The following is a 25,113-nucleotide window of genomic DNA, read 5'->3' on the forward strand; positions in this document are numbered from 1 at the left end:
GTGCGGCTCCCGCTTGCCTCAGATCCTCGTCTACCGAACATTGTCTTTTCCAGTTTGGCGGCCCGCTGCCGCTATGACATCAGCCATCATCGCCCGAGCTTTTCCAGAACCTTTGCAAACGGTCCGCTTCGCGCCTTTTTGGGCGGTGTTCGCGCTGCCAGCACATGCGAAACGTCCGCCAGTATGTCCACGATTTGTCCTTTGGGGTCTACCTCTTGCAACATCCGTCCACTGTTGGCGGCGTTGCCGAACAACGCTGGATCAAAGGAGATCACAGCCAGAGGGGACGTTGTCAGCGGCTCACAGAAATCGTCCGGGGCTATCTCTGGCCGCTTGGGCATGTTGATCTGATTGAGGATCAGATACGGCATTTTGTCATTGGGACGAAGTTTTCGGATGGCCTCAAACAGGTTCTTGGTGTTGCGCAGGCTGGCCAGATCAGGCGTTGCACATACAACGATTTCATCAGCATCTGCCAGAACGCTGCGTGTCCATTCATTCCAGCCATGTGGAACATCCAGTACCACCAACGGGGCATTGCGTTGAAGCACATCAATCACCGGCTCGAAGGACGTGCGGCTGAAATCGTACGGGCGGTCCAGCATGGATGGTGCGGCTAGCAGCGACAGGTGTTCCGAGCACTTGGTGAGCAACCGGTCCAGAAACATCTCATCGAGGCGTTCCGGCGAAAAGACTGCCTCGGATATTCCTTGAGGGGGGTCCTGATCAAAATTGATATTGGCTGTGCCGAATGGCATATCCATATCGGCCAGAACGGTTTCTGCCTGAAACAGGTTCGACATGGTCCATGCAACGTTGTGTGACAAGGTCGAGGCGCCCACGCCCCCTTTGGCACCGATAAATGCGATGGTGCGGCCAAGTGGGGCCGCTCCAGGATCCACGAAAATGCCGGCAAGCGTATTGACGAGGTCACCCATATCGACCGGTGCGACAATATAGTCTGAAATGCCGTTGCGCATCAGATCGCGGTAAAGCTGCACATCATTATGGTGACCAACAATCAAAACGCGTGTGCTGGCATCGCAAACTTCTGCCAGCGGTTTTAACCGAACAAGCAGCGTAGCCGGATCAGACGATGTTTCCAGCACAATGAGATTGGGCGTAGGCGAGGCCGAAAACAGGGAGGCCGCGTCCTCAATCGTCCCACGTGTCATCCGCATGGCGACCTTTGCCATACGCCGGTCTGCCGCCGCCAGTGACATCGTTTGATGAACGGTTTCCGTTTCATAGAACCCATGGACGGAAATGCGCGGAAGCGGACGCAATGCTTCAATGCTTCTACTGGATCGCTCTGGCGGAATAGGGGCCGCTTCCATGTTCGTTCGCATGTGCTCGCTCCCGTATTAGTTCAGTTGAAGCGTGACGGTTCTGTCCGAGCCACCGCTGTTTGCATCGGTTGAGGTTGAGATACCCCGATAATCACGAATGACACGCCCGCGCTGTGTCGCATCTATGGGCGACATTTCGCGCGGAGCGACGAGATCCATCGGATTGGACAGTTGTGCGGCAAGGTTCGACTGGGTTGCGCAACCGAAATTGTGATAGTTGGTGTTGTCGAATGTCGATGCCGTGATATCCTTGGGCCATTGTCCACAGGGACCGGCTTGCGCAGTGGTGGCCACGTAACGAAGGCGCACGGGTGCCGCATCATCACTGACAGCAGCGTGATACTGTGTCTGCTGGATACGGTTGGCGGGAACACCCCGCGAGCGCAACAGAGCTGCAATTTCGCCTGTCATCACGCGTGCCGCATGCTCGTTGTAGGACCCCACAGGCCGCAGGATCTCCACGGACGATGAGGCAGATCGGCGATACTCGGTTGCAAATCCGCGCACGACGTCTCGTGTTCCAGCAGTTAATTTCCGGTCCCCGGCGGAGATTGGCACGTCCAGCGTTTTCTCCGCATCAGCAATGGTGATCGGGTGACGGGTGCGATAGTCGTCCGGCAAGGCATTGGTAGCCAGTCCATCGCGGCTTCCGGCGCAGGATGACAGGATGGATGCTGCCAATGTCAGGGAAGCAGTGACCGCGGCACGGCGCATAAACCTTCTGGAACGTGTCATATCAACCTGCCTCATTTGTAGATGAACCCCACATTGCCGTGATACGGGCCGGGCACGGCTTTGTCCTGCCGGCCATAAACACGGTTGACCTGGCCCAGAAAAAAGCTGGCTGCATCATTCGTCGGATTGAAGTTATCATCCGGTTTCGACAGTGCATTGCGCGCAACGGGGCGCACGAGATAGGGCGTCGCGATGATCACCATCTCGGTTTCATTGCGGACGAAATCCTTGCTGCGGAACAATGTGCCGAAGATCGGAATTTTTGCCAGTCCTGGAACGCCGGACATGGCCTGACGAATATCGTCCTTGACCAGACCGGCGATAACGATGGAGCCGCCTGAGGGGAGTTCAACACTGGTAGAGGCTTCGCGTTTGCGGATGGACAAGATTGTGGACGCGGGAATGCCGGGTCCTGCAAGGCTCGCCGTTGAGCCTTCGAATGTCGGTTCCGAAACTTCGGTCGCGACTTTTAGACTGATACGGCCGGGACCAAGCACAATCGGTTTGAAGTTCAGGCGAATTCCATAGTCCACGCTTCTGGTATTACGGTCGATCGTTGGCCGTCCGGTAAAATTCCCTTCGGAATCTTCGTAGCTGATCGATTGCTCGTTGACGATATTGAACTCGCCGCCCACGTAAAATTTGGCCTCTTCACCAGAAATTGCAGTTAGCGTTGGCTCGGCAAGCGTACGCATAACACCCGCCTGTTCCATGGCATTGATATAGGTATTGATGTTGTAGTTCCCGGCTGTCGCATTCAGGGCAGCATTTGCCGCCCAGCTTGCCGAACCTCCGAGATTGGTGGGGTTGACGAAATTGATCTGATTGCCGGAGCCGGCAGCCGAGGTGTTGAACCCCAGTTGCTTGAGTACCTGACGGCTAACCTCTGCAACGGTGATCTTTAGTGTGACCTGATCCTCGCCATCAATCTTCAACATATTAACAATTTGCGATTGCTGACGACGCTCCGCATAAATGTCGGCATCGCCATTGGTGCCCTGTGCCGTAATATTGCGTGTCGTCGCCTCACCACCGCGCAGGAAAACCTGAGCCAAATCGGAAGCACGGCTGGCATCTTGCGGCGTACTCACAGTTCCAGACAGAACAATGTTGTCGGAAATAATTTCGACGGAAATATTCGAGTCAGGAATGAAGCGGCGCAGTTGCGCTTCAAGCGGACCGATGTCGCGCTCGATGTTGACATCCAGACTGACGATTTCCGCTCCATTGGCACCAAAAATGAAGATATTGGTCTGACCGACAGTCTTGCCGAACAGGTAGATGCGTCTGGATGTGCGGGTAACTGCGTCAGCCTTTTCCGGGTCCGCAACCAGAATATCATGGGCATCGACCGGAAGATCGATGACCATTGCCTTGTTCAGACCGACGTTGATGGTGCGTTTCGCACCGGGGCCGGAGGACGTTATGCGCAGAATCGAAGGCTGATTGCCAAGATTTTCCGCAGCAAGTACTGTTAAAGACCCGCCTGTTGTCGCAAACGATAGCGTCGTAAGTCCTACAATAGCTTGACGTAATAGCTTGGAAATCCGCATTGCCATGATCCTACCTTACTCGCGGTAATGTTGCGGCCAGGTTTGCAACTGCGGAACCGAGATCTGCTGCAGGTGATTGACCATCATCTGACTGGATAGCGCCAGATTTAATAACTTGCACAAGGCTTGCATTTGCCTTTGTGCCGAGCAGGTGCGCGGGTGCAGTCGTATCCGATTCACCTGCATCAGCTATGCTGCGCAGACCGAGTGTGAGCTGCTGTGACGAGGCTTTTGCAGTTGTCAGGATCCGGGCTTGGTCCTCGGTCAGTTCTAAAGTTGCCGTTGTTCCCATTGTCGGCTTTTCGTCCTTTTTGCCGGTGGCAGTTGCCTGATCAACGGCGAGGACACGGATATTTGACAAGACAACCTCTGAAAGTTGCGCACCGTTGGTGTCACGCACTGTGATCACGTCGACTCGATCGTTTGGGAGAATAAGACCACCTGCGCCGCTGGATGCCGAAATATCGACAGAAAGGGCTCGCTTGCCAGCGGGAAGAAGCGCTGACAAAACGCCGGAACTGGGATCAGCTATCTTTTCCTGTCGGATGGCTTCACCAGCAAATATGGGTAAACGGGCAATAGATCCGGCTAACTCTTGTGTCGCGTTCGGTCGATCTTCCTTGCGAATAAAGCCATCAGGCACATTCGCCTTTGGCCATTTCACCCACTGGAAAGAACGCTCTATAAGCCGGTCGCCAACTGCCAGATCACTTGCCGCAGCGAGTATGTCAACGACGGGTTCCCGTTCAATCACAGGGGCGGTTGTCACGACCGCTGGTTGTGACAATTGTACCGCAAGGAATCCAGCTATGAGTGCTGCTATAACTGCAACCAACAAGATAATCGAACGAGTCGTTTTCACATGGATCTCTAATTTTAACGGTCTACGTTATAATAAACTAACCAATGATATGTGAAATTATGGTTAACGGCCGCCTGCCTATTGACCGGCCATTTGTGAGATCGCGAACCTCATAATTTCGGTATTTGGATAAGTCAGAAGGCCTGCAAGGCCAATAGCAATGCCGTAAGGGACTTTTTTTCCGCGGAAGACGTAGTTGGGTAGTAGAGAATTCGCAACGATATTGTTGGAATATAAAAGCCGCACTAAAAATATTAACAGTACCAGAACCGCTCCAAAAACCGAAACAAGTACGATGTACTCTAACAACGATGGGGTTAAGCCGAACCAGAGGGCGGACGTTGATAGAAGCTTTACATCTCCCGCGCCTACTTGACTTGTTACATAGAGGGAAAACCCGACTGACAGTATCAACAAGCCAGCAGTTATGTGAAATATAACCGCTTGGCTTGATAAGTTAGACTGATATGCCGCAAAAGGAAAAACACCCAATAAAGTTACAGAAACAATGTTGGGTATCGTCATATTGTAGCTATCACTCAAGGACGCGACGATAAGACAGAAAGGCAGCACGAAGGCTAAAGGAAATATCAATTTAGATTCCATGCTGCATTAGTATATTTTACTTTACGCCGTTAGTTTTATCAAATTCAATCGATTCCAAGAATGCCGCCAGTTCACCGTAGAGGTCGACCAAAGCTTTCTTGAAAGTATCGCCCAGAGCTAAAACGGCTGCCCCGACAAGACCTACAATCAAAGCGTATTCAACGGCTGTTGCCCCAGACTCGTCCGATAAAAATTTCGTTACTGCATGTTTCATTTTGATATCCTTATCTTGGGATGCTAATTCGCCATATAGCTAAGCAACCATGGGTTGCTATTGCAAAAAGTTGCTTATGATTATTCGCATACAGCCAAAAAATTGATAAGGCAATTGAAATATTTCATGCGCTAATGAAGAATTCATGAATTTGGTGTACATCGCGTCTACGCAGTGGAGTGAAAAGATGATCAAGATAATTGTTCTTATATTAGCATCCTTAGCTTTTAGTTTATCCGGTACGGCTATTCAGGCCAACGACGGAGATCATGGTATTTTACGGGTTTACAAGGATCAGTCCCGCATCTTGAAGCTGGATCGCCCTGCTTTGCGCGTCATTGTCGGAAGTTCCGAGGTGGCCGATGTCGCTGTGGCCGATCCTCAAACGGTGGTGGTGACGGGCAAAAATTATGGTGCAACCAATCTGGTTATCATCGACAGCGATGGAAACACATTGCTAGACGAGCGGGTACTTGTGTCAATCGATGAGGGCAATACGGTGCGATTGTATCAGTCAACCGGGCGAACTGTTTTATCCTGCACACCTTCGTGTGAGCAGCACCGGCGTTCACAGTGACACGTATAAGTTGTTTTTGGAATTTACAAATTGTTAAGGCAAGTCGGGATCATGGGCTTTTTTCGTCACTGGTGCGATCGCTTCAGGACAGATAGTCGCGGCTCCGTTGCGGTGGAGTTCGCGCTGCTGGTGGTGCCGTTTCTTGCTCTCATATTTGCTTCCGTTGACTCGGTCCTGACATCGGTTGCCGAGTACAGGCTCATCAAAGAGGCCAACGTTGTTGTACGTGAATTGATGACTGGTCAAATAACGAAGTCCGATGCTTCCGGGGTACAGTTTAAAATCTGTGAACGACTAGGAACGTTATTTGACTGCTCGATGGTGTCCGGGAAGCAGAATTTTTTCGTTGATCTACGGCACTCAACCGACGGTGTTGTTTATGACCGTTTGGATAAAATTCCTCTTGAACTACTGGCAAAAGGGACCGATCCGCGATCGCAAAAACAAAATTTTCAGTTCGATCCCGGCGGACCCGGTACGATCAATGTATTGCGCATTTATTATCGCTGGGAAATGAAACTGGAACTCGTGCGGCCATTCATGTCCGGTGTTGCCCAAGATGAGAACGGGAACAATTTTACCTATGTCATGATGGTGAATGAGGTTTTTCGAATGCCGTCCGATGGGTGATAGCGTCCATGCCTAAATTGGGAAAACTGCAGTTCGGGAGTCGGTGGTCGCTGTTTGCGCGGGATGAGCGAGGTGCAAGTGCAGTCGAGTTCGTCTTGGTCGTACCGATGATCATCGCTGCCTATATTTTTACTCTGTCTTTTTCCATTGGCGCTATTGTTGCCGTAAAGACGGACAGCGCGGCACGGTCAGTGTCCGATATATTCGCGTCTCAGACATCGTTTACAGAAGAAGATTTCAAGGGTGTTCTAAACCTAATCAATATACGGCTGGCACCGTATGTACCTGATGGTGCGACCTATAAAATTTCAGCGATAAACGCATCAGGGTCAGGCGAGGGTACTTATGTGTGGTCGCGTGACAGCAAAAATCCTGCACTCAACCAGAAAGGTCAAAAGTACGCCAATGACAAACGTATCATCGGAAAAGGTTTTTATATCCTGACGGAGGTATCAGTGCCCTACAGAATGCTGGGTCCATGGCTTTTGGAAAAAGACGGCATGTTGCCTAGTATGAATCTTAAGGGCAATCAAATCGTTGCGACGACGTCGGAAACCGCTCCGGTTTGCTCCGTGTGCAAATGACATCGTTTGCAATGTGTTGGTGGGCATTCTATTCCATCGTTAGAGGTAAATGCGATGGCGCGGGTTTTTTTGGCAGTTCTGGACAGTTTTGGCATAGGCGGCGCGCCGGATGCGGCGGACTTTGGTGATATGGGGGCCAATACGCTTGGCCATATTGCTGAGTTCTGCGCGACCGGTGCAGGTGATCGCGCTGGCTTGCGCGCCGGGCACCTGGTTTTGCCCAATCTTGCGGCGCTGGGGCTTTTGCAGGCAGCGGAGCTTGCGAGCGGTGACTTTCCGGTGGGTATGGCGCCGCCGGAGGCGCCTACTGGGCTTTATGGTGCAGCCAGCGAAGTGTCGCGGGGCAAGGATACACCGTCCGGGCACTGGGAGATTGCGGGCACTCCAGTCACGTTTGACTGGGGCTATTTCAGCACGGACGGGCTGCCGTTCCCGCCCAAGCTGGTCAAGGCAATCTGTCGTGAGGGGCAGGTTCCGGGGATATTGGGAAACTGTCACGCATCAGGAACGGATGTGCTTAAGCAGTTTGGTGAGGAGCATCTGCTGACCGGGCAGCCTATCTGCTACACGTCGACCGATTCCGTATTTCAGATCGCTGCCCATGAGGAAACATTTGGGCTGCATCGTCTGTTGGCATTGTGTGAGGTGGTGCGCGCATTGCTGGACCGTGAGAACATTGGGCGGGTAATCGCGCGGCCCTTTGTCGGCACGGATTCCTCCAACTTTACCCGCACAGGAAACCGGCGCGACTACTCTGTTCTTCCGCCAGAACCCACGCTGCTGGACCGGCTTGTGGAGGCTGGGCGGTCCGTTCATGCGGTGGGGAAAGTTGCCGATATTTTTGCGCATCAGGGCGTGAGCCATATCATCAAGGCCAATGGCAATATGGCGCTGTTCGATGCTACATTGGCGGCGGCAGATGTAGCGGAAGAGGGGGATCTGGTTTTCACCAATTTTGTCGATTTCGACATGGTGTATGGTCATCGGCGGGATGTAGCGGGTTATGCCGCAGCGCTTGAGGCTTTTGATCGTCGCCTGCCGGAGTTGCGCGATAAGCTGCGCGAGGACGATATTATGATTCTGACCGCAGACCATGGCTGTGACCCCACATGGCGCGGTACGGACCATACGCGGGAGCGGGTGCCGGTGTTGGTGTTCGGGCCGAAGGTGAAGCCCGGATCGATTGGGATACGGTCAACATTTGCCGATATCGGAGAAAGCGTCGCCAAGGTTCTCGGCATCCCCGCAGGGCCACATGGGCATAGCTTCCTGTGACTTTGAGCGCGGAACAGCTTGCAGTGCGCAGTGGTTCTGTGAAAAAGATGATCGACATTTGACACGAAGGAACGGCCATGAATGGTGTAACGGTTATCAGTCACCCGCTTGTGCAGCACAAGCTCACCATTATGCGCAAGAAGGAAACCTCGACCGCCGGTTTTCGCCGTCTTCTGCGTGAGATTTCCACGCTGCTGTGCTACGAGGTCACGCGTGATCTGGAACTGACGACGGAAACCATCGAAACGCCGATGCAGACCATCGAAGCTCCAGTGCTGGAAGGTAAAAAGCTGGTGTTTGCCTCGATCTTGCGTGCAGGCAATGGCCTGCTGGAAGGCATGCTGGAACTGGTGCCTTCGGCCCGTGTATCGCATATTGGCGTGTACCGCGATCACGATACGCTGGAAGCAGTCGAGTATTTTTTCAAGGCACCGGATGATATCAATGAGCGGCTGGTGATTGTGGTGGATCCGATGCTGGCGACGGGCAATTCTGCCATTGCAGCAATCGAGAAGCTGAAGGAGCGGGGCGCCAGCAATCTGCGCTTCCTGTGCCTGCTGGCGGCACCCGAAGGTTTGCGCAATTTTCAGGACGCGCATCCCGATGTACCGGTGTTTACGGCGGCCATCGATAGCCATTTGAACGAGCAGGGTTATATTATGCCGGGTCTGGGTGACGCCGGAGACAGGATGTACGGTACGAAATAGCGACTTACTCTATCCGGTCCCATATCAAGGGGCCGTCAACCTTCGGCTCATCAGAAATCGTATACAGAGACCGCATCGTGTATGCAGCGCTCAGCGCGGCATCTTCTGTTGCCGCGTGGACGAAGCCGATGGGCTGGCCGCGACTGACGGGCGTGCCGAGCGGCAGAAGGGCGTCGAAGCCGACACTGTGGTCTATAGTGTCAGTGTGGTGAAGGCGCCCGCCCCCCAGTGTGATCAGCGCCACGCCAATGTCCCGCGTTTTGCAATGCGTTAGAAAACCATCGTGTTCTGCTTGTATGGGCATGAAGAACGGAGCAGATGGTAAAATTGTATCCGCCTTTTCGATAATGTTGGCAGGACCGCCGAGCCCTTGGACCATCCGGGCGAAATGGTCCGCAGCACGACCTGAGTTAAGCGCCGTCTCTGCCTGCGCGCTCGCATCTGCGTGATCTGCAGCAAGGCCGGATGCGATCAGCATGTCTGCGGCCAGCGCCATGATGATGCTATGCGCGCGTGTGCCTGTTTTCTCGCCACGTAGAAACGCAATGCAATGGCGCATTTCCAAGGCGTTGCCGACAGCATCGGCCAGCGGCTCATTCATATCGGTGATCAACGCTGTGGTTTTAACGCCCGCGCCGTTGGCAACGTCCACCAGCGAGCGGGCCAGTGCCTGCGCATCCTCCACGGTGTTCATGAACGCGCCGTTGCCAACCTTCACGTCCATGACAAGGCTCTGCAATCCGCTGGCAAGCTTCTTGGAGAGGATCGAGGCGACGATCAAGGGCAGGGAATCGACTGTCGCGGTGACATCGCGGATGGCATAGAGGCGGCGGTCGGCAGGGGCCAGATCCTCGGTTTGTCCGATGATGGCGCATCCCGCCTGTTTCAGCACGTCACAAAACTGCGGCGTGCCGGGCGTGATTGTGTAGCCGGGTAGCGACTCCAGCTTATCCAGTGTGCCGCCCGTGTGGCCCAGCCCCCGGCCGGAAATCATCGGCACGACCATGCCGCAGGCGGCAGCGATGGGGGCAAGCATCAGCGAGATATTGTCACCCACGCCGCCGGTGGAGTGCTTGTCAGCAACGGGCCGGTCCCATCCCGCCCAGTTCAAAACCGCTCCTGAATCGCGCATGGCAAGCGTGAATGCGACGGTTTCGGCACGGCTCATGCCTGAGAACCAAACCGCCATGGCGAAAGCCGCCACCTGCGCATCCGACAGGGACCCGTTGGATATGCCGTGCACGAGGGCGGCAATTTCTTGAATTTCCAAGGTTTCTCCGTCGCGCTTGCGGCGGATAAGGTCTTGTGGGATCATCAGTAAACGGCTTCCGCCGTCGTGTTGTCTGTGCCATCCAGTGTCGCGAGGATATCGTCGAGCAGACCGGAGGCCCCGAAGCGGAATGTCGCGGGCGACACCCAGTCCTGCCCGAAAATGGTGCTGGCGAGATCGAAATAGGCTTTGGCGTCCGTCACCGTGCGCACCCCGCCAGCGGGCTTGAAGCCAACCTTACGCCCGCTTTCCTGTATGGAGGTTAGCATCAGGTCGGCTGTTTCCAGCGTGGCATTAATGGCGACCTTGCCGGTGGAGGTCTTGATAAAATCCGCGTGTTCGCGAATGGCGATGTGGGACGCGTTGCGGATCAGATTGCGATCCTGCAGCTCTCCGGTTTCCAGAATCACCTTCAGCGTAACAGGCGCTTGGCAGGCGGCGCGGACTGCGGATATCATGGTCCGCACGGCGTCCTCATCTCCGGCCATCAACGCGCGATAGGGGATGACCAGATCGATTTCGTCAGCCCCATCGGCAAGCGCGGTGGTTGTCTCGGCAACAACGGTTTCAACGGGCAGATCACCGCGGGGAAAATTGACGACCGTTGCAATACGTACCGGACTATCCACACCCAGCAAGTGCCGGGCCTTGGCAACAAAGCGCGGCCAGATGCAGATGGCGGCAACACTGCCATAGTGCGTGATAGCGCGGGCGCAAAGACGCTCGATGGCGGCATCGTCGCACGTATCGGTCAGGTCGGTCAGGTCCAGAAGGGAGAGGGCCGTTTTGGCCGCCTGTTGCAGGGTCGCGTCCGTCATCGTCCAGTTCCTTATTCCGGGCTCGCCAGCATTGCAGTTAGAATTGCGGCAAGCCGCTTTCCACCGATGGGAGCCATGTCTTTCGTTTCCGTGTGGCTGAGTTCTGCGCCTGTCATGCCAGCTGCAAAATTGGTGATGACGGAGGCTGCGGCGACACGCAAGCCCGCGTAGCGCGCCAAGATTACCTCCGGCACGGTGGACATGCCGACCGCATCGGCGCCCAGAACCCGCGCCATGCGAATTTCCGCCGGGGTTTCGAAGCTCGGGCCGGAAAACCACATGTAGACGCCACTGCTTAAGGGGATGTTGAGGTTCGTGGCTGCGGTTGTCATGCGGTGCGCCAGCTCCGCATCATAGGCGTTGGTCATGCCCACAAAGCGGTCGTCGCTCGGCTCACCGATTAGAGGATTGTGACCGGAAAAATTGATGTGGTCACTGATCTGCATAACGGAGCCGGGGGGCATGTCGGGACGCAGCGACCCGGCAGAATTGGTCAGAATAAAATTTTGAACGCCCAGCCCTTTCAGGGCTTCAATGGGAATGCGCATGGCACGCGCGTCGCCCGTTTCATAATAATGAACGCGGCCAGACAGCATGATAATAGGCGTATTACCGAGATAGCCTGCGACCAGTTCCCCCGCATGGCCGGAGACGCTGCTGACGGGAAAGCCTGGCAGATCGGCATAAGGAATGCGGATGGGATCACGCACCGCATCGATCAGAGCGCCAAGGCCGGAGCCAAGCACGATACCGGTGCGGGGCATCAGGCCGTTCAATTCAGCGATCAGCAGATCAATCAGTGTTTTCAACCGATGGCCTCGGTCTGGAAGCTGTGAGGCAACAGGTCGGCAATGGTCATGGTCTTTTGAATGCCAGCCTCGTCGCAGAGATAGATTTTGGTGTCGGCATCGGAAAATTCCGCCAGACGCTGGCGGCAACCGCCGCAGGGCGGGCAGAGCGCCAGCTTTTGGGCGATAACCGCGACCTCACGGATTTTGTGCTGGCCAGCCATTACCATATGGCTGATGGCGGTGGTTTCAGCGCACCAGCCTTCCGGGAAGGAGATGTTCTCGATATTCGCCCCGCTATAGACAGAGCCATCATCCGTGCGGATAGCTGCGCCAACGGGAAATTTGGAATAGGGCGCATGGGCCCTGGCCATGGCGGTGCGCGCCGCCTCAAACAGATCGTGAGCCATTACCGCTCCTTTACGTAGGGTATGCCGCCCGCCTTGGGCGGCGTCGCCTTGCCAATAAAACCCGCCAGCAGGATGACGGTGAGAATATAGGGCAGCGCCTGCATCAACTGCACCGGCACCTGCCCGATAACAGGCAGCGGTGTGCCCTGCATACGAATAGCGAAGGCGTCCAGAAAGCCGAACAGAAGGCAGGCGAACATGACCGGCACGGGACGCCATTTGGCGAAGATCAACGCAGCAAGCGCGATATAGCCCTTGCCCGCCGTCATGCCCTTGACGAAGCCCGCCGTCATCGCCAGCGAAAGATAGGCACCAGCAAGTCCACACAAAATTCCGCAGCAAATCACCGCACGGTAGCGCAGCCAGATCACGGAAATCCCGGCGGTGTCGACCGCCGCCGGATTTTCACCCACGGCGCGCAGGCGCAGACCAAAGCGGGTGCGATACAGCACCCACCAGCTGAAGGGCACCATGGCGAAGGCCAGATAGGTCAACGCGAACTGGCCGGATAGAATGTTGGAATAAATGGGCCCGAGGATCGGCACCTCCCGAACGGCATCGGCAAACGGCAGGTTGATAACCTGAAAGCGCCCGGTTTCTGACAGCGCTGGTGTGCGCCCGCCCTGGCGAAACCAGGCCTCGCCGAGAATGACCGTGGCACCGGCCACCACAAAGTTGATGGCCACGCCCGAAACGATCTGGTTGCCGCGTTGCGTGATGGAGGCATATCCATGCACCAGCGACAGGGCAATGGACACGAGCACGCCCGCCCCAAGCCCCAGAAAGGCAGACTGCGTGACGCCAGCCACCGCACCGGCGGCAAAGGCGGCCCCAAGCATTTTCCCTTCCAGCCCGATATCGAAGACACCCGCCCGCTCGGTAAACAATCCCGCCAGCGCCGCCAAAATCAGCGGTACGGACACACGAATGGTGGATTCCAGCAGGACGATGAGGGTGTGATAGAGGTCCATGACAATCACGCTCCCGAATTTTGCGGCTGAGGGGCAAGCGACGATGAGCGACGGCGCGCCAACAGACGCGAAATGGCAGGGCGGAACATATTTTCCAGCGCACCCGCAAACAGGATTACCAGACCTTGAATGATGACAATCATGTCACGCGAAATGGCTGGCATTTCAAACGCGATTTCCGCGCCGCCCTGATACAGCATCCCAAACAGTATGGCGGCAGGAATAATACCCGCTGGATGCGAACGTCCCATAAGCGCGACCGCGATGCCGACGAAACCTGCGCCCTGTACGAAATCCAGCTGCATGCGAAACTGTTCACCCATGATCGGGTTCAGAGCCATCATGCCCGCCAGTGCGCCGGATAGCATCATGACGATGATGGTGATGCGCGCTTCGCTGATACCGGCATAGCGGGCGGCACCGGGGCTATGGCCCATGGTGCGCATTTCATAGCCAAAGCGTGTGCGCCAGATCAGCACCCACACGCCGAATGCGGCCAGAAGGGCCAGCAGGAAGGAGATATTGAACGGGGCAGTGCCGATATTCATCCCGAATATCGACAGCAGCCAATCCAGCTTGGGCAACTGTCCGCCCTCGGCAAAGGTGCGGGTTTGCGGGGCCATAGAGCCCATGGGCTTCAACACCCGCGTCAGCAGATAGATCATCACGCTGGATGCGATGAAGTTGAACATAATGGTGGTGATGACGATGTGGCTGCCGCGCCTGGCCTGTAGCCAACCGGGCAGAAACGCCCAAAGGGCGCCGAAAAACGCCGATCCGAGGATCGCAAGCGGGAAAACCACGTACCATGGCGCAATGCGGTCCAGCCACAGACAGGCGAGCGCCACGCCAATGCCGCCAATATAGGCCTGACCTTCACTGCCGATGTTGAACAGGCCCGCATGGAAGGCGACGGCAACCGACAGGCCGGTGAAGATGAAGGTCGTGGCGTAATAGAGTGTAAAGCCGATATACTCGCCCCGCCCGAAAGCACCATTGATCATATGATAGGCCGCGTTCAGCGGGTTTTCGCCCACCAGCAGCACCACCAGACCGGCGACCAGAAAGGCGACGATAAGGTTGATGAGCGGAATGAGACCGTATTCGGCCCAGCCGGGAAGTTTGGCGTAAGGATTGCTCATGGCGCGGTCCGCTCTTTAGGACTCTGGTCGGCTTCAACCCCGGCCATCAGCAGGCCGAGTTCCTGTTCGGTGGCGTCAGACGAGCGCTCGCCCACCACGCGCCCTGCAAACATCACAAGAATACGGTCGGACAGTGCGCGGATTTCATCCAGTTCGACCGAGACCAGAAGCACGGCCTTGCCTGCATCGCGCATTTCCACAATGCGGCGATGAATGAATTCGATAGCGCCAACATCCACGCCGCGTGTGGGCTGGCCGATGATCAGCACATCGGGGTTCCGCTCCATCTCCCGCGCCAGCACGATTTTCTGCTGGTTGCCCCCGGAAAAGTTGGCGGTTTTCAGGCGCGTATCGGCAGGGCGAATGTCATACTGGCTGATCTTGTCGGCGGCATCCTTGCGGATGGCATCCACATTCAGGAAAGGGCCGTTCAGATAGCGCTGATCCCGATGGTAACCGAGAATGAAGTTTTCGCTCTCTTCAAATTTCAGCACAAGGCCCACATGGTGCCGGTCTTCCGGCACATGGGCAAGGCCGCGTTTGCGCAGTTCCGCCGGATCTGCAACACCTGTCACATCCACTGTGCTGCCATTGAGAGACACAGTGCCAGAGGCGGCCTTGCGAATGCCGGACATGGCTTCCAGAAGCTCGGACTGGCCATTGCCCGCTACCCCGGCAATGCCGACGATTTCGCCAGCCCGCAGAGTGAGCGAGACATTGTCCACCATCGTCACGCCCCGGCTGTCGCGCACGGTGAGGTTGGCAACCGTCATTTTGACCGCGCCGGGAACGGCAGGTGTCTTGTCCACGCGTAACAGCACGCGTCGGCCCACCATCAGTTCCGCCAGTTCCTCCACCGAGGTTTCAGAGGTCTTGCGTGTCGCCACCATTTCACCACGGCGCATGACCGAGACGTTATCGGTTATTGCCATGATTTCGCGCAGCTTATGGGTGATGAGAATAACGGTCTTGCCCTCGTCGCGCAGCCGCCCGAGAATGCGAAACAGGTGGTCGGCTTCCGGTGGGGTCAGCACGCCAGTGGGCTCGTCCAGAATCAGGATATCGGCTTTGCGATAAAGGCTTTTCAGAATTTCCACACGCTGTTGCAGGCCCACGGGTAGGTCTTCAATCAACGCATCCGGGTTGACCTCCAGCGCATACTCCCGTTCCAGCCGCTTCAACTCGGCGCGTGCCTTGGAAATACTGGTGTTAAGGATCTGGCTGTCTTCTGCACCGAGCATAATGTTTTCCAGCACGGTGAAATTTTCGACCAGCATGAAGTGCTGGTGCACCATGCCGATACCATGGCCAATGGCTGCGTTGGTATCACGTATGGTGACGGGTTTGCCATCCACCAGAATCTCACCGCTATCGGCCTGATAGAAGCCGTACAGAATGGACATAAGCGTGGATTTGCCTGCACCATTTTCGCCGATAATGCCGTGGATGGTTCCCTTTTGCACCGCCAGATTGATATTCCGGTTGGCGCGCACGGACCCGAAGCTTTTTTCGATGCCTTTGAGTTCAATGGCAGTGCCGTGCATGATATCCCGCTTTTATCATTTTTGTATTTCGGGTTTATCACCAAAATCGAATGGCGTAATCCCCTCTTACTGGGTTGCTCTTCAAAGGAGAATTTTGTGGCAAGTCAAGATGAGTACCGTATCATTCGGCTGGAAGAAACTATTGCCCACCAGAGCGGTGTAATTGAAGAGCTTTCCGATCAGTTGGCCGAGCAATGGAAAGTGGTCGAGCGGATGCGCACAAAGCTGGACATGCTGGCCGAGCGCTTTTCGACTCTGGAAGAACAGGGGTTGGAAGCACCAGCCATTACCCGCCCCCCGCATTATTAAAGAAAAGCGGCGGGTGATGCCCGCCGCTTTAACGATGCTTAGTAAGGGCAGGCTTCATCCGACATATAGTCGTGAACGACCAGTGAGCCATCGAGAATGGCAGCCTTTGCCTTGTCGGCGGCAGCAATCATCTCCGGTGTCAGCAGGGCCTTGTTGTTGTCGTCAACGGCGTAGCCGACACCTTCCTCCTTCAGGCCGAGGTTGGACGGGCCAAAGGTGAACTTGTCGTCTTTTGCGTCCATGAACGCCTGATAGACGGCAACGTCTACACGCTTGACCATGGAGGTCAGCACCTTGCCGGGAAACAGGTTGTTCTGGTTGGAGTCCACGCCGATGCCGAGCTTACCCGCATCAGCGGCTGCCTGCAGGACACCCACACCGGTGCCACCAGCGGCATGATAGACCACGTCCGAACCCTGATCCATCTGCGACTTGGCGATTTCGCCACCCTTGACCGGGTCGTTCCAGGCGTCTGGGGTGCTACCGGTGTAGGCTTCCAAAACCTTTGCCCCGGAGGCCTTCGCGCCACCGACATAGCCGCAGGCGAATTTGTGTATCAGCGGAACATCCATACCGCCGACGAAGCTGACGGTCTTGTTCTTGGACGCCATGGCGGCCAGAACACCGACGATGTAGGAGCCTTCCTGCTCCTTGAACACGATGGACTTCACGTTCGGCTTGTCGAGAACCATGTCGATAACGGCAAATTTTGTATCCGGAAATTCGGCTGACACCTTCTCCAAAGCGGCTTCCCAGCTGAAGCTGGCCATTACGATCGGGTTGTTGCCATCCTGCGCAAAGCGGCGCAGCGCCTGCTCGCGCTGGGCATCGTTGGCGATTTCAAATTCACGGTATTCAATACCGGTTTCCTTCTTGAATCGCTCCGCGCCATTGTAGGCCGCCTCGTTGAACGACTTGTCGAACTTACCGCCGAGATCGTAAATGATCGCGGGCTTGATATCCGCCGCAAAGGCTGTGGCCGACAGAGCAGCCGTCGCAAACAGTGTGAGGATGGTTTTCTTCATGGATAAAGCCTTTGGTTGATACGGACCCTGGAGACATGCCGCACTCCGGTCATCTATCCTTGCATGGCTTCAAGCAAAATTCATCCAAAATTTTAGGCGTGGTTAAGAATGCTAAACCGGCCAAATGGCCGGTTTAGCAAAGGTGTCATTCAGCCGATCGGGCAACTCACGCCCGTGCCTTTCAACCCACAATAGCCGCCAGGGTTTTTGGCCAGATATTGCTGATGCTCGGCCTCCGCGAAGTAGAATTCGCTGGCTGGTTCGATCTCGGTGGTGATTTTTTCCCCGTGACCGGCGAAATCCAGCGCCTGTTGGAACGAATCGCGCGCAGCCTCCGCTTCCGACAATTGCTCGTCGTCATAGGTGTAAATTGCCGAACGGTAGGTGGTGCCCACGTCATTGCCCTGCCGCATACCCTGCGTGGGGTCGTGCTCTTCAAAGAAAGTTTTCAACAGTTTTGACAGGGGTGCGACATCAGGATTGTAGACCACCAGCACCACTTCCGTGTGGCCGGTCAGGCCCGTGGTCGTTTCCCGGTACGTTGGGTTGGGTGTTATGCCACCCGCAAAGCCCACGGCAGTGACATACACGCCGGGTATCTGCCAGAACAGGCGCTCCGCGCCCCAGAAACAACCCATGCCCAAGAGAATGGATTTTGTGCCGGCCGGGTAGGGTCCTTTCAAGGACTTGCCATTGACATAATGGGTCTTTGCCGTCTCGAGCGCGGTTGCGCGTCCGGGAAGCGCATTCTCCGTAGTTGGCTTGGCCGTCTTCTTGTGAAACAGTTCATTGAGAAACATCGCGAACTCCTATGAATACTTATTGATTTCGGGCCGGTCTTCGGGCCGGTACGATGTTCAGGAAAGAGCAAGGCCGCGACTGCGCGATCTGCTCTGATACCCAAAAACCCAGAACAACAATGCGACCATTGCAAACACGGCAAAGGCCGGTTGCGACAGGATCCACGCAAAAACCGTGTCATAGAGGAATGACGGGAGGCTTTGTTCCAGTGTCTGGGCAGTGGCCTGAAAGCTTGCGGGGCTCAACGTGCTCCAGCCTGCTTGCAGGGATGTCAATGTCGGCTCTGACGCCGCAACCGATTGAATGTCATCCACCGATGCTGCCAGGATTGCGACAATCAACGCCAGAAAACTGGCCAGTTTAAACAGGAACCGCATGACGTTCTCCGCGAAACAGCCGGTTTATCACTCCTGTCTCGATAAATAGTTGCTGTGATAGCCAACGACAATGTGCGTTCAGCGAAGTTATTGTCAGCGAACGCAAAAAACTTGCGCAATACAGGTTGATCAAGCGCGGATGATCGGTATATATCGCGCCGGTCTGCTGGTTCGAACCGAGCCGCAGCTATCGCCGGAAGCAACCACCGGCGATTGGCGTCAGGACAGGTGGCCGAGTGGTTGAAGGCGCACGCCTGGAAAGTGTGTATACGTGAAAGCGTATCGCGGGTTCGAATCCCGCTCTGTCCGCCAGTCTGTCCGTCACAGCCTTCAGTTGCTATCCTATTGCCTTGTTCTGCCATGAATGGAAAACCCCATCGGGATTTTTCCGAAACTTTGCAACCGGTGAAGACCGAGCTTGTCGACGAGGGTGGCCGTTGTCAGGCAGCAGTCGCTGAGGCCGCAATAGCAATCATGGGCGGCCTGAGCGTTGCTGGTGACAAACCGCCGCTCGATACTTTGCGGTATCAGACTCTGTGGTGCGGGATGCGTGGAGCAGGTTTTTGGCGCTGTTATGGGGGCAGCGGACGCAAGGATCATTTCGTCCGTGGGCGTCAGGAAAAGATCGATGATCTCAAGCGTGCTAACGTAAGCGTAGATGATGGTGTGCAGGTTGGGATAGGCGATGGGGCTGAGTAAGGCCCCTTCCAAATTCGGTCAAAATCCGTCGTTCTTCGATCCCGTTGAACAGATCTGCTTCCGCAACATCTGCCTCACTGGCCTGACGGTGAATGGCCAAGAAGATCGGATCGTCTGACCGGCGTATTGTTTCCGGCAACGCCATGCCGCAGCCGAGAATGCCGATATCGCAATAGGGTTTTGTCATCTGTGCACTCTGTTCGTTCAGGATGTCTGTGCATCGTCTGCGGAGAAGTACTTTTTCAACATGCCAACACGACGCAGGAGGATTGTTGGAACCTCTTCGAGATCGACATGAGCATCGATCACGTACGGGCAATTTGCCTGCCTCGCGTCAAGGAAAGCAGTCTCGAACTCATCGAGGGTGCGCACCGTTTTGCCCCTGGCACCCAGAGACCTTGCAAATTCAGCGAAATCGACTCGGGTTTCAAACTGGCTGAAGATCAGTGTTTCCCCATTGTAGACCATTCCGTGGCCCGAATTGTTCAGGATGATCCAGATCACTGCGATACCGTATTCCACTGCTGTATGGACCTCGGTGCCCGTCATCAGAAACGCGCCATCTCCCACCAGTGCCACGACCGTTTTATCCGGTGCCGCAAGTTTTCCGCCAATAGCAGCGGCTACGGCATGCCCCATCGTTCCCATGCCGATGCCTACGTGGTACGTGCCGGGCGCGGCCTGAAAGAAATCAGCCGACCAGCTAATGCAATTTCCGATATCGACGAACAGGATCGTCGAGTCCTCGGCCATTTCCGATAGGCTGGCTGCCACTGTCTGGGGTTTGAGGACAGGAGCATCGCCTTGTAGTGTGCGCGCACTCCGGACCGTGTTGATCCGTGCGGGCCATTTCGGTTCGGCTTTGCCTGCGCCCACAAGCTCCGTCAAGTTGGATAGAGCAAGGCTGGTGTCACCGACCAGCGCCACGTCCGGGATATAGCTTTTTCCCAGTTCTGTCGGATCGATATCAAGATGAATGAAGGTGCGCCCTTTGCGCAGGGCCGGGTTCCATCCGCTGGTTTGCCATTCGCCCAGACTGGAGCCAACGACAAACAGAACATCCGGCTCGGGACCTAAAAGCGTGTCATCGGCGATCTGACTGACCGCCATGCCGAAAACACCGAGGGAAAGGGGTGCTGTTCGGGAAACGTGCCCTTTCCCTTCAATGTCGTTGCCACCCAATGCTTCCGCAAGGTCCTGCAAAGGTTGCCATGCACGGGACAGATTGATGCCATGACCGGCCAAAATGACCGGACGGCGCGCTTGGCGTAACAGGCGCGCAGCGGTTTGGAGCTTTTCTGCGTCAGGCAACCAGCGTTCACCGATCTCCTGTTCAAATGTGTCGTCGGTATCGTCCTCAGCCACACCTTTCAGCACATCGGCGGGAAGGCAGAGATGAACCGTTCCCTTGCGTCCACAAAGGGCGTGTCGCAGAGCCATCTTCATATATTGTCTGGTGAGCTCGGACCCCGGAAGCATGGCCGAATAATTCGTGATGCTTTTGAACATGCCGACAATATCCGGCGTGCGGAGCGCACCGCTGCCTTCCTGAAGTGACCCTTTGCCAAACACTTTCTGTGAAACCTGGCCCGTCATCAGCAGAATGGGTGAGGAGTCCGCGTGCGCGGTCATCATAGCGGTGACAGAGTTTGTGGCACCGGGACCTGAGGTCGCAAAAGTGACGCCAATCTTGCCGCTGACACGCGCATAGCCGTCTGCCATCATGACAGCGCCTTGCTCATGTTTGGCAAGAACCGTTTTCAGTTTGCTTTGATCGAACTCCACCACCAACGGAACGATTGGGCCACCTGATATGCCAAATACGTGGGTTACGTTCAAAGACTCGATCATGCGTGTGATGACGGAAACACAAGTTCTGGGCAAAGCTACCTCCTGATCATCTTGGTATTTAATACTTAAGATAGCAGGAATCGATTCTATGCAATTATAAGTTATGTAATAATTTCATGAAATATCGCTATTGTTTTTTCGCAGAATTGATCTTGCAGTCCGCTGCAGGTGTGAGCAACGTCAAAGCAAGATGCAGTTCCGTATTGTTCAAGACTGGTCCTAACGCTTCTTACTGTTAAGGCCAGCTGTCGCAACTCTCACTAAATCGTAAGGGGAATTGCTATGGACCCCGAGATTCTCAACCCTAATCGCTAATCGGTGGTTTACTATCCACGGTTATGGCCTACCTCAAATCCTTGAGGGCGGGTCAACGGGCTTGGAACAGAGCGTTCGACCCTTATGGCGCAGGTGGCCGCATGGGAATGAATGACAACGAAGGACCAGTCGAAGCGGTGCCTTCCTCTTCGGGCGGCGTCCAGACAGGGGCGGTGCCAGGTCCGGATGTCTTGTTTGCATCCGCGCCGTTACTGGACCGTCTTCCGGCGCTGGTGGCCTATATCAATCGCGAGTATCGGTTCGTGTATGCCAACAAGGCTTATGCCGCTTGGCGTGACAAGACGCCGGAGGAGGTTATAGGGCAACACTGTCGTGATGTGGTCGGCAATGCCAACTTTACCTTGGTGGGACGGCGGCTGCGGCAGGCGTTGGCCGGTAAAGCAGTTTCTTATGACTATGCCGTGCTGCAAAACGGTCGCAAACGCCGTGTCCACGCTTGTTATCTTCCGCACACCGGCGCGGATGGCGTGGTCGTCGGCGTCTTCGCTATGTTGACCGATATCAGTTCGGACGAAGGCGGGTTGCTTCCTCTAACCGGCAATGACGCCTTGTTCGAGGATACGTTCCTAAATGCGCCCATTGGCATGGCGGTGGTTGAAACGACCGGTCGTGTTGCACGGGTGAATGAAAGCTTTGCAGCCATGCTTGGTTGCGATCCGGTCGCGCTGGAGGGCGTGGACTTTCGCGATATTACCCATGCGGATGACCGGGATGCCGATGTTCTCCTGTTCAAGCAGGTGCTGGCTGGTCTGCGCGATGGCTACCGAATAGAAAAACGTTACATCAATTTCACAGGCAATGTGGTCGAAACCATATTGTCCGTCTCCGCTGTGCGTGATGATACGGGCGAGCCAATCTGCTTTGTATCCCAAATCGAGGATGTGACAGAGCAACGCGCGGCCGAACGGCGCCTTCGGGAAAACAACGCACAATTGTCGTTGGCAATCGATGCCGTGCAAGGTGGCTTCTGGCATATGGATGTTGCGACCGGTGAGTTTACGACCTCGCAACAACTGGCTCGCTTCATTGCGGGACCGGACGCATCCGTCTTCAATCTTCAGGGATACATGAAGAAGATCAACCCCGAGGATTATGGTGCCACCAACCTTCTGCCGCTTCTCAGCGGGCAGGTCGATCGCTCCTCGGACGAATACCGGCTGGAAACCGTCAATGGATCTCGCTGGATGCGCTGTGACCGGCGCCTGCTTCGCGATGCCAAGGGTGACCCGCAACTGATTGTCGGCATGACAACCGATATTTCGGACGAACGCCAGCGATTGATCCAGTCCGAAGAGGAGGCCGATACCGATAGCCTCACCGGGCTGCTGAACCGGCGTGGCTTTACGCGGCGTGTGCAAAAAGGCGCCAAGGGGCGGACTTGCGGTATTCTGGCCATCGATCTCGACAGTTTTAAAGAGGTGAATGACCGGCTTGGACACAAGGCAGGTGATCTGGTGCTGATAGAGGTGGCAAACCGCTTGCGCAGTTGTGTGCGGACGGGGGACATGATTGCCCGCCTGGGTGGCGACGAGTTTGCAGTCTTTCTGATGGATGCAGGACGGGATCATTTGCGCTCGCTCGCGCAACGGGTCGTCGCCACCCTCCATGAACCCTATCGCATCGGCATTGCCGATCTCGCCTTGAGCGGTAGTGTCGGGGCCTCGTGGACCGCGTCCTGGAATGGAGATCTTGATACCTTTCTTGCCCATGCCGATACGGTGCTTTATGAGGCAAAGGCAGCCGGTAAGGATAACTGGCAGATGGATCATGATAGTATCGAATCAGAGTAGGGCGCACCGAATAAGGCGACTGACCTTTGACAAAACGCCGTCTGCCTGCTTTTAACGGAACACGATAGCGTGTTGCAGGCTCATTCAAACGGATAGCGCGATGAACGAATTTTATGTCGGCCAGAAGGTGGTGTGTATCGATGCCAAATACACCAAGCAGCAGCGTGTTTCCCTGGCGATCGAACTGGTGGAAGGTCAAATCTACACCATTCGCTGGCTTGGGCCTTTTACCCATTATCTCGACGGTGAATTTATTGGTATCAAGGTTGCCGAGATTCATCGCGGTGCCGACAAGGAATATGGCTACGACGATATGCCGTACCGCGCCACCCGCTTCCGCCCGTTAGTAGAGGACCGGTTGGCCAGCTTGCGCAATCTTACCGCACCCCAGCCGGATGGGTCGCAACCCTATCAGCCGGACGCGCCCGAAGAGCCAAAACGGCGCGTCAAGGAAAAGGAAGATCAGAAGGTTTGAAATCAGTCGCACGGTTCTTTGATAATGGTTGTTTTCCACGCCTAAGAACTGTGCGTCTGCCTGCCGCAAGTGACTTAAAAAAGATCATTTTTAGCTCAGATGCCGCTTTATGTTCGGGTTATTACGGAACCTAAACGGGGTGTGCACGTTTCTTGACCAGCAGACCAGCGATCTGGTTTCAAGAACATAGAGCGAGGTAAAGATGAAAAAGATTATCATGTCTGCGGCACTGTTGGCCGCATCCACGACTTTCGCAATGGCGCAGACTGAAACGCCTGCCCAGACACCTGCCCCCGCAACAACGACTGCTCCCGCAGACACCATGGCACCCGCGCCTGCTGATACAACAACGACAGCACCCGCAACCGGCATGGACACGACAACGAGCACCGATGCTGATTCCAGCACACCTGCCGTTGCAACGCCGGAAACAACGAACTCTGCTGCTCCCGTTGCTGGTGCGAATTCCTTCACCGAAGATCAGGCCCGCAGCCGGATCACCGACGCTGGTTACACGGATGTCGGTCCGCTGACCAAGGACGACAGTGGTATCTGGAGAACAACGGCTAAGAAGGACGGCGCGAGCCATTCCGTAGCGCTCGATTATCAGGGCAACATCGTTAACCAGTAATTCGGGCCTCAGGCTTTCGAAACCACTACAATTTTGGAGATGATCAATGGCTACTGTTTCAGGTCTTTTTGACAATTATGACGACGCAAGCCGTGCGGTAAATGAACTGGAAACCGCAGGTATTCCCCGCGACGACATCAGCATTGTCGCCAACAACTCCGACGAATGGTACGGTCGCGATCGTGCCGACGTTGACGAAAGCGGAGCCGCCGAAGGAGCAGGCACCGGTGCCGGTCTCGGCGCGTTGGCTGGTGGCGCTGGTGGTCTTCTGACAGGCCTCGGTATTATGGCCATCCCCGGCGTGGGCCCAGTGGTAGCAGCTGGTTGGCTCGCAGCCACAGCTGTCGGCGCCATTGCTGGTGCAGCCGTTGGCGGTGCAGCCGGTGGTATTATCGGCGCGATGACGGACGCTGGTGTATCTGAAGAAGATGCGCATGTGTACGCTGAAGGCGTGCGCCGTGGCGGTACGCTGGTCACGGCCAAGGTCAACGAAGCCCATGCTTCGATTGCGGAAGACATTCTGCAGCGCTCGCGCCGGGTTGATCTCGCAGATCGCCGCCGTTCGTACTCGGAATCCGGTTGGGATCGCTTCGATGAGTCGGCAACGCCTTACACGCCTGAACAGGCACGTGAAGAGCGCAATCGCTACACGAACGTTCTGTAATCTCGGATTATAGTTGTAAAGAGCCGGCCTCAGGGTCGGCTTTTTGCGTTTTGAGGTAGCGCAAAAACCGCGTCCTGTTCGGTAGCAACCCCATTGCAGAAACATCACTGTTGGCGTTAC

The 25,113-nt window shown here is 55.6% G+C and carries 28 protein-coding genes and 1 tRNA gene; 11 read left to right on the forward strand and 18 right to left on the reverse strand.

Translation table 11 applies throughout. The features are described from left to right. Positions 1-86: 86 nt before the first annotated feature. From IFT84_RS12560 to IFT84_RS12585, 6 genes are all read right to left on the reverse strand, one after another. The gene (locus IFT84_RS12560; RefSeq protein WP_192119855.1) at positions 87-1,349 is read right to left on the reverse strand and encodes an AAA family ATPase; all 1,263 of its coding nucleotides are present in this window, start codon (positions 1,347-1,349) and stop codon (positions 87-89) included. Positions 1,350-1,364: 15 nt separating this feature from the next. Then, positions 1,365-2,084: a CpaD family pilus assembly protein gene (locus IFT84_RS12565; protein ID WP_244651211.1), complete on the reverse strand. Its 720-nt coding sequence runs from the start codon at positions 2,082-2,084 to the stop codon at positions 1,365-1,367. 11 nt (positions 2,085-2,095) lie between these two features. Then, positions 2,096-3,643, reverse strand: a complete 1,548-nt coding sequence (locus tag IFT84_RS12570) for a type II and III secretion system protein family protein (RefSeq protein ID WP_446737597.1) — start codon at positions 3,641-3,643, stop codon at positions 2,096-2,098. Positions 3,644-3,647: 4 nt separating this feature from the next. Continuing rightward, the gene (gene cpaB, locus IFT84_RS12575; protein WP_192119859.1) at positions 3,648-4,499 is read right to left on the reverse strand and encodes a Flp pilus assembly protein CpaB; all 852 of its coding nucleotides are present in this window, start codon (positions 4,497-4,499) and stop codon (positions 3,648-3,650) included. A 78-nt stretch (positions 4,500-4,577) separates the two neighbouring features. Further along, entirely contained in the window at positions 4,578-5,105 is a 528-nt protein-coding gene (locus tag IFT84_RS12580; RefSeq protein ID WP_274603610.1) for an A24 family peptidase, read from the reverse strand. Between the two features lie 16 nt (positions 5,106-5,121). Continuing rightward, entirely contained in the window at positions 5,122-5,319 is a 198-nt protein-coding gene (locus IFT84_RS12585) for a Flp family type IVb pilin (RefSeq protein ID WP_192119864.1), read from the reverse strand. Positions 5,320-5,506: 187 nt separating this feature from the next. Between IFT84_RS12585 and IFT84_RS12590 the strand changes: the two genes are divergently transcribed. The 5 genes from IFT84_RS12590 (at position 5,507) to upp (ending at position 9,092) form a co-directional block, all read left to right on the forward strand. Further along, positions 5,507-5,896: a pilus assembly protein N-terminal domain-containing protein gene (locus IFT84_RS12590; RefSeq protein ID WP_192119866.1), complete on the forward strand. Its 390-nt coding sequence runs from the start codon at positions 5,507-5,509 to the stop codon at positions 5,894-5,896. 51 nt (positions 5,897-5,947) lie between these two features. Beyond that, entirely contained in the window at positions 5,948-6,526 is a 579-nt protein-coding gene (locus tag IFT84_RS12595) for a TadE/TadG family type IV pilus assembly protein (protein WP_192119868.1), read from the forward strand. A gap of 8 nt (positions 6,527-6,534) precedes the next feature. Next, positions 6,535-7,110 (forward strand): TadE/TadG family type IV pilus assembly protein, encoded by a 576-nt coding sequence (locus tag IFT84_RS12600; protein WP_192119870.1) that lies wholly within the window; start codon positions 6,535-6,537, stop codon positions 7,108-7,110. A 54-nt stretch (positions 7,111-7,164) separates the two neighbouring features. Continuing rightward, positions 7,165-8,385 (forward strand): phosphopentomutase, encoded by a 1,221-nt coding sequence (locus tag IFT84_RS12605; RefSeq protein WP_192119872.1) that lies wholly within the window; start codon positions 7,165-7,167, stop codon positions 8,383-8,385. A gap of 77 nt (positions 8,386-8,462) precedes the next feature. Next, on the forward strand, positions 8,463-9,092 hold the full coding sequence (gene upp / locus IFT84_RS12610; RefSeq protein ID WP_192119874.1) for a uracil phosphoribosyltransferase: 630 nt from the start codon (positions 8,463-8,465) through the stop codon (positions 9,090-9,092). Between the two features lie 4 nt (positions 9,093-9,096). On the opposite strand, the gene deoA is transcribed toward upp, so the two are convergent. From deoA to IFT84_RS12645, 7 genes are read right to left on the reverse strand one after another with little or no spacing between them, the layout of a single operon-like run. Continuing rightward, positions 9,097-10,407, reverse strand: coding sequence for a thymidine phosphorylase (gene deoA, locus IFT84_RS12615; RefSeq protein WP_192119876.1), 1,311 nt, complete (start codon positions 10,405-10,407; stop codon positions 9,097-9,099). Continuing rightward, complete coding sequence (deoC, locus tag IFT84_RS12620) at positions 10,407-11,180, reverse strand: deoxyribose-phosphate aldolase (RefSeq protein ID WP_192119878.1); 774 nt, start codon at positions 11,178-11,180, stop codon at positions 10,407-10,409. The genes deoA and deoC overlap by 1 nt, the downstream gene beginning before the upstream one ends. Positions 11,181-11,191: 11 nt before the next feature. After that, complete coding sequence (locus tag IFT84_RS12625; RefSeq protein ID WP_244651220.1) at positions 11,192-11,944, reverse strand: purine-nucleoside phosphorylase; 753 nt, start codon at positions 11,942-11,944, stop codon at positions 11,192-11,194. Between the two features lie 41 nt (positions 11,945-11,985). Next, entirely contained in the window at positions 11,986-12,378 is a 393-nt protein-coding gene (locus IFT84_RS12630) for a cytidine deaminase (protein WP_192119882.1), read from the reverse strand. Further along, on the reverse strand, positions 12,378-13,349 hold the full coding sequence (locus IFT84_RS12635) for an ABC transporter permease (protein ID WP_192119884.1): 972 nt from the start codon (positions 13,347-13,349) through the stop codon (positions 12,378-12,380). Before IFT84_RS12635 ends, IFT84_RS12630 begins: the two co-directional genes overlap by 1 nt. A gap of 5 nt (positions 13,350-13,354) precedes the next feature. Further along, positions 13,355-14,491: an ABC transporter permease gene (locus IFT84_RS12640; RefSeq protein WP_192119886.1), complete on the reverse strand. Its 1,137-nt coding sequence runs from the start codon at positions 14,489-14,491 to the stop codon at positions 13,355-13,357. Then, on the reverse strand, positions 14,488-16,035 hold the full coding sequence (locus tag IFT84_RS12645; protein ID WP_192119888.1) for an ABC transporter ATP-binding protein: 1,548 nt from the start codon (positions 16,033-16,035) through the stop codon (positions 14,488-14,490). The genes IFT84_RS12640 and IFT84_RS12645 overlap by 4 nt, the downstream gene beginning before the upstream one ends. Positions 16,036-16,131: 96 nt before the next feature. On the opposite strand from IFT84_RS12645, the gene IFT84_RS12650 reads away from it, so the two are divergent. After that, positions 16,132-16,344, forward strand: a complete 213-nt coding sequence (locus IFT84_RS12650) for a SlyX family protein (RefSeq protein WP_192119890.1) — start codon at positions 16,132-16,134, stop codon at positions 16,342-16,344. 38 nt (positions 16,345-16,382) lie between these two features. Here IFT84_RS12650 and IFT84_RS12655 read toward each other — a convergent pair whose 3' ends face one another. From IFT84_RS12655 to IFT84_RS12665, 3 genes are all read right to left on the reverse strand, one after another. Further along, positions 16,383-17,369: a BMP family lipoprotein gene (locus tag IFT84_RS12655; RefSeq protein ID WP_192119892.1), complete on the reverse strand. Its 987-nt coding sequence runs from the start codon at positions 17,367-17,369 to the stop codon at positions 16,383-16,385. A gap of 149 nt (positions 17,370-17,518) precedes the next feature. Next, positions 17,519-18,169, reverse strand: a complete 651-nt coding sequence (msrA, locus tag IFT84_RS12660; protein WP_192119894.1) for a peptide-methionine (S)-S-oxide reductase MsrA — start codon at positions 18,167-18,169, stop codon at positions 17,519-17,521. A gap of 57 nt (positions 18,170-18,226) precedes the next feature. Beyond that, on the reverse strand, positions 18,227-18,547 hold the full coding sequence (locus IFT84_RS12665; RefSeq protein ID WP_192119896.1) for a hypothetical protein: 321 nt from the start codon (positions 18,545-18,547) through the stop codon (positions 18,227-18,229). Positions 18,548-18,769: 222 nt separating this feature from the next. On the opposite strand from IFT84_RS12665, the gene IFT84_RS12670 reads away from it, so the two are divergent. Further along, a tRNA-Ser gene (locus IFT84_RS12670) sits at positions 18,770-18,859 on the forward strand. 30 nt (positions 18,860-18,889) lie between these two features. Here IFT84_RS12670 and IFT84_RS12675 read toward each other — a convergent pair. Next, positions 18,890-19,258 carry a hypothetical protein gene (locus IFT84_RS12675; protein ID WP_192119898.1) on the reverse strand — a complete coding sequence of 123 codons (369 nt, stop codon included), beginning with the start codon at positions 19,256-19,258 and terminating at the stop codon, positions 18,890-18,892. A 192-nt stretch (positions 19,259-19,450) separates the two neighbouring features. After that, the gene (locus IFT84_RS12680) at positions 19,451-21,130 is read right to left on the reverse strand and encodes a thiamine pyrophosphate-binding protein (protein WP_192119900.1); all 1,680 of its coding nucleotides are present in this window, start codon (positions 21,128-21,130) and stop codon (positions 19,451-19,453) included. A 383-nt stretch (positions 21,131-21,513) separates the two neighbouring features. Here IFT84_RS12680 and IFT84_RS12685 point away from each other — a divergent pair, with 383 nt between their 5' ends. The 4 genes from IFT84_RS12685 to IFT84_RS12700 all read left to right on the forward strand — a co-directional run bounded on the left by IFT84_RS12685 (position 21,514) and on the right by IFT84_RS12700 (position 24,993). Then, positions 21,514-23,223 (forward strand): sensor domain-containing protein, encoded by a 1,710-nt coding sequence (locus IFT84_RS12685; protein ID WP_206757413.1) that lies wholly within the window; start codon positions 21,514-21,516, stop codon positions 23,221-23,223. A 100-nt stretch (positions 23,224-23,323) separates the two neighbouring features. Beyond that, positions 23,324-23,698 carry a CAP-Gly domain protein gene (locus tag IFT84_RS12690; protein ID WP_192119904.1) on the forward strand — a complete coding sequence of 125 codons (375 nt, stop codon included), beginning with the start codon at positions 23,324-23,326 and terminating at the stop codon, positions 23,696-23,698. Positions 23,699-23,900: 202 nt separating this feature from the next. After that, positions 23,901-24,329, forward strand: a complete 429-nt coding sequence (locus IFT84_RS12695; protein WP_192119906.1) for a PepSY domain-containing protein — start codon at positions 23,901-23,903, stop codon at positions 24,327-24,329. A gap of 46 nt (positions 24,330-24,375) precedes the next feature. Then, positions 24,376-24,993 carry a general stress protein gene (locus IFT84_RS12700; RefSeq protein ID WP_192119908.1) on the forward strand — a complete coding sequence of 206 codons (618 nt, stop codon included), beginning with the start codon at positions 24,376-24,378 and terminating at the stop codon, positions 24,991-24,993. The last annotated feature ends 120 nt before the right edge of the window (positions 24,994-25,113 follow it).

It is taken from the genome of Rhizobium sp. CFBP 8762 (assembly GCF_014841565.1).
Lineage (GTDB): Bacteria > Pseudomonadota > Alphaproteobacteria > Rhizobiales > Rhizobiaceae > CFBP-8762.

Bases quoted from the DNA above. Each gene is read 5' to 3' on its own strand.
- IFT84_RS12625 (WP_244651220.1), bottom strand. From the start codon at position 11,944: ATGCCCCGCACCGGTATCGTGCTTGGCTCCGGCCTTGGCGCTCTGATC.
- IFT84_RS12695 (WP_192119906.1), top strand. From the start codon at position 23,901: ATGAAAAAGATTATCATGTCTGCGGCACTGTTGGCCGCATCCACGACT.
- IFT84_RS12685 (WP_206757413.1), top strand. From the start codon at position 21,514: ATGGGAATGAATGACAACGAAGGACCAGTCGAAGCGGTGCCTTCCTCT.
- IFT84_RS12570 (WP_446737597.1), bottom strand. From the start codon at position 3,643: ATGGCAATGCGGATTTCCAAGCTATTACGTCAAGCTATTGTAGGACTT.
- msrA (WP_192119894.1), bottom strand. From the start codon at position 18,169: ATGTTTCTCAATGAACTGTTTCACAAGAAGACGGCCAAGCCAACTACG.
- IFT84_RS12600 (WP_192119870.1), top strand. From the start codon at position 6,535: ATGCCTAAATTGGGAAAACTGCAGTTCGGGAGTCGGTGGTCGCTGTTT.
- deoC (WP_192119878.1), bottom strand. From the start codon at position 11,180: ATGACGGACGCGACCCTGCAACAGGCGGCCAAAACGGCCCTCTCCCTT.
- IFT84_RS12645 (WP_192119888.1), bottom strand. From the start codon at position 16,035: ATGCACGGCACTGCCATTGAACTCAAAGGCATCGAAAAAAGCTTCGGG.
- IFT84_RS12580 (WP_274603610.1), bottom strand. From the start codon at position 5,105: ATGGAATCTAAATTGATATTTCCTTTAGCCTTCGTGCTGCCTTTCTGT.
- IFT84_RS12565 (WP_244651211.1), bottom strand. From the start codon at position 2,084: ATGACACGTTCCAGAAGGTTTATGCGCCGTGCCGCGGTCACTGCTTCC.
- upp (WP_192119874.1), top strand. From the start codon at position 8,463: ATGAATGGTGTAACGGTTATCAGTCACCCGCTTGTGCAGCACAAGCTC.
- IFT84_RS12690 (WP_192119904.1), top strand. From the start codon at position 23,324: ATGAACGAATTTTATGTCGGCCAGAAGGTGGTGTGTATCGATGCCAAA.
- IFT84_RS12605 (WP_192119872.1), top strand. From the start codon at position 7,165: ATGGCGCGGGTTTTTTTGGCAGTTCTGGACAGTTTTGGCATAGGCGGC.
- IFT84_RS12665 (WP_192119896.1), bottom strand. From the start codon at position 18,547: ATGCGGTTCCTGTTTAAACTGGCCAGTTTTCTGGCGTTGATTGTCGCA.
- IFT84_RS12595 (WP_192119868.1), top strand. From the start codon at position 5,948: ATGGGCTTTTTTCGTCACTGGTGCGATCGCTTCAGGACAGATAGTCGC.
- IFT84_RS12700 (WP_192119908.1), top strand. From the start codon at position 24,376: ATGGCTACTGTTTCAGGTCTTTTTGACAATTATGACGACGCAAGCCGT.
- IFT84_RS12560 (WP_192119855.1), bottom strand. From the start codon at position 1,349: ATGCGAACGAACATGGAAGCGGCCCCTATTCCGCCAGAGCGATCCAGT.
- IFT84_RS12630 (WP_192119882.1), bottom strand. From the start codon at position 12,378: ATGGCTCACGATCTGTTTGAGGCGGCGCGCACCGCCATGGCCAGGGCC.
- IFT84_RS12640 (WP_192119886.1), bottom strand. From the start codon at position 14,491: ATGAGCAATCCTTACGCCAAACTTCCCGGCTGGGCCGAATACGGTCTC.
- deoA (WP_192119876.1), bottom strand. From the start codon at position 10,407: ATGATCCCACAAGACCTTATCCGCCGCAAGCGCGACGGAGAAACCTTG.
- IFT84_RS12590 (WP_192119866.1), top strand. From the start codon at position 5,507: ATGATCAAGATAATTGTTCTTATATTAGCATCCTTAGCTTTTAGTTTA.
- IFT84_RS12585 (WP_192119864.1), bottom strand. From the start codon at position 5,319: ATGAAACATGCAGTAACGAAATTTTTATCGGACGAGTCTGGGGCAACA.
- IFT84_RS12655 (WP_192119892.1), bottom strand. From the start codon at position 17,369: ATGAAGAAAACCATCCTCACACTGTTTGCGACGGCTGCTCTGTCGGCC.
- IFT84_RS12635 (WP_192119884.1), bottom strand. From the start codon at position 13,349: ATGGACCTCTATCACACCCTCATCGTCCTGCTGGAATCCACCATTCGT.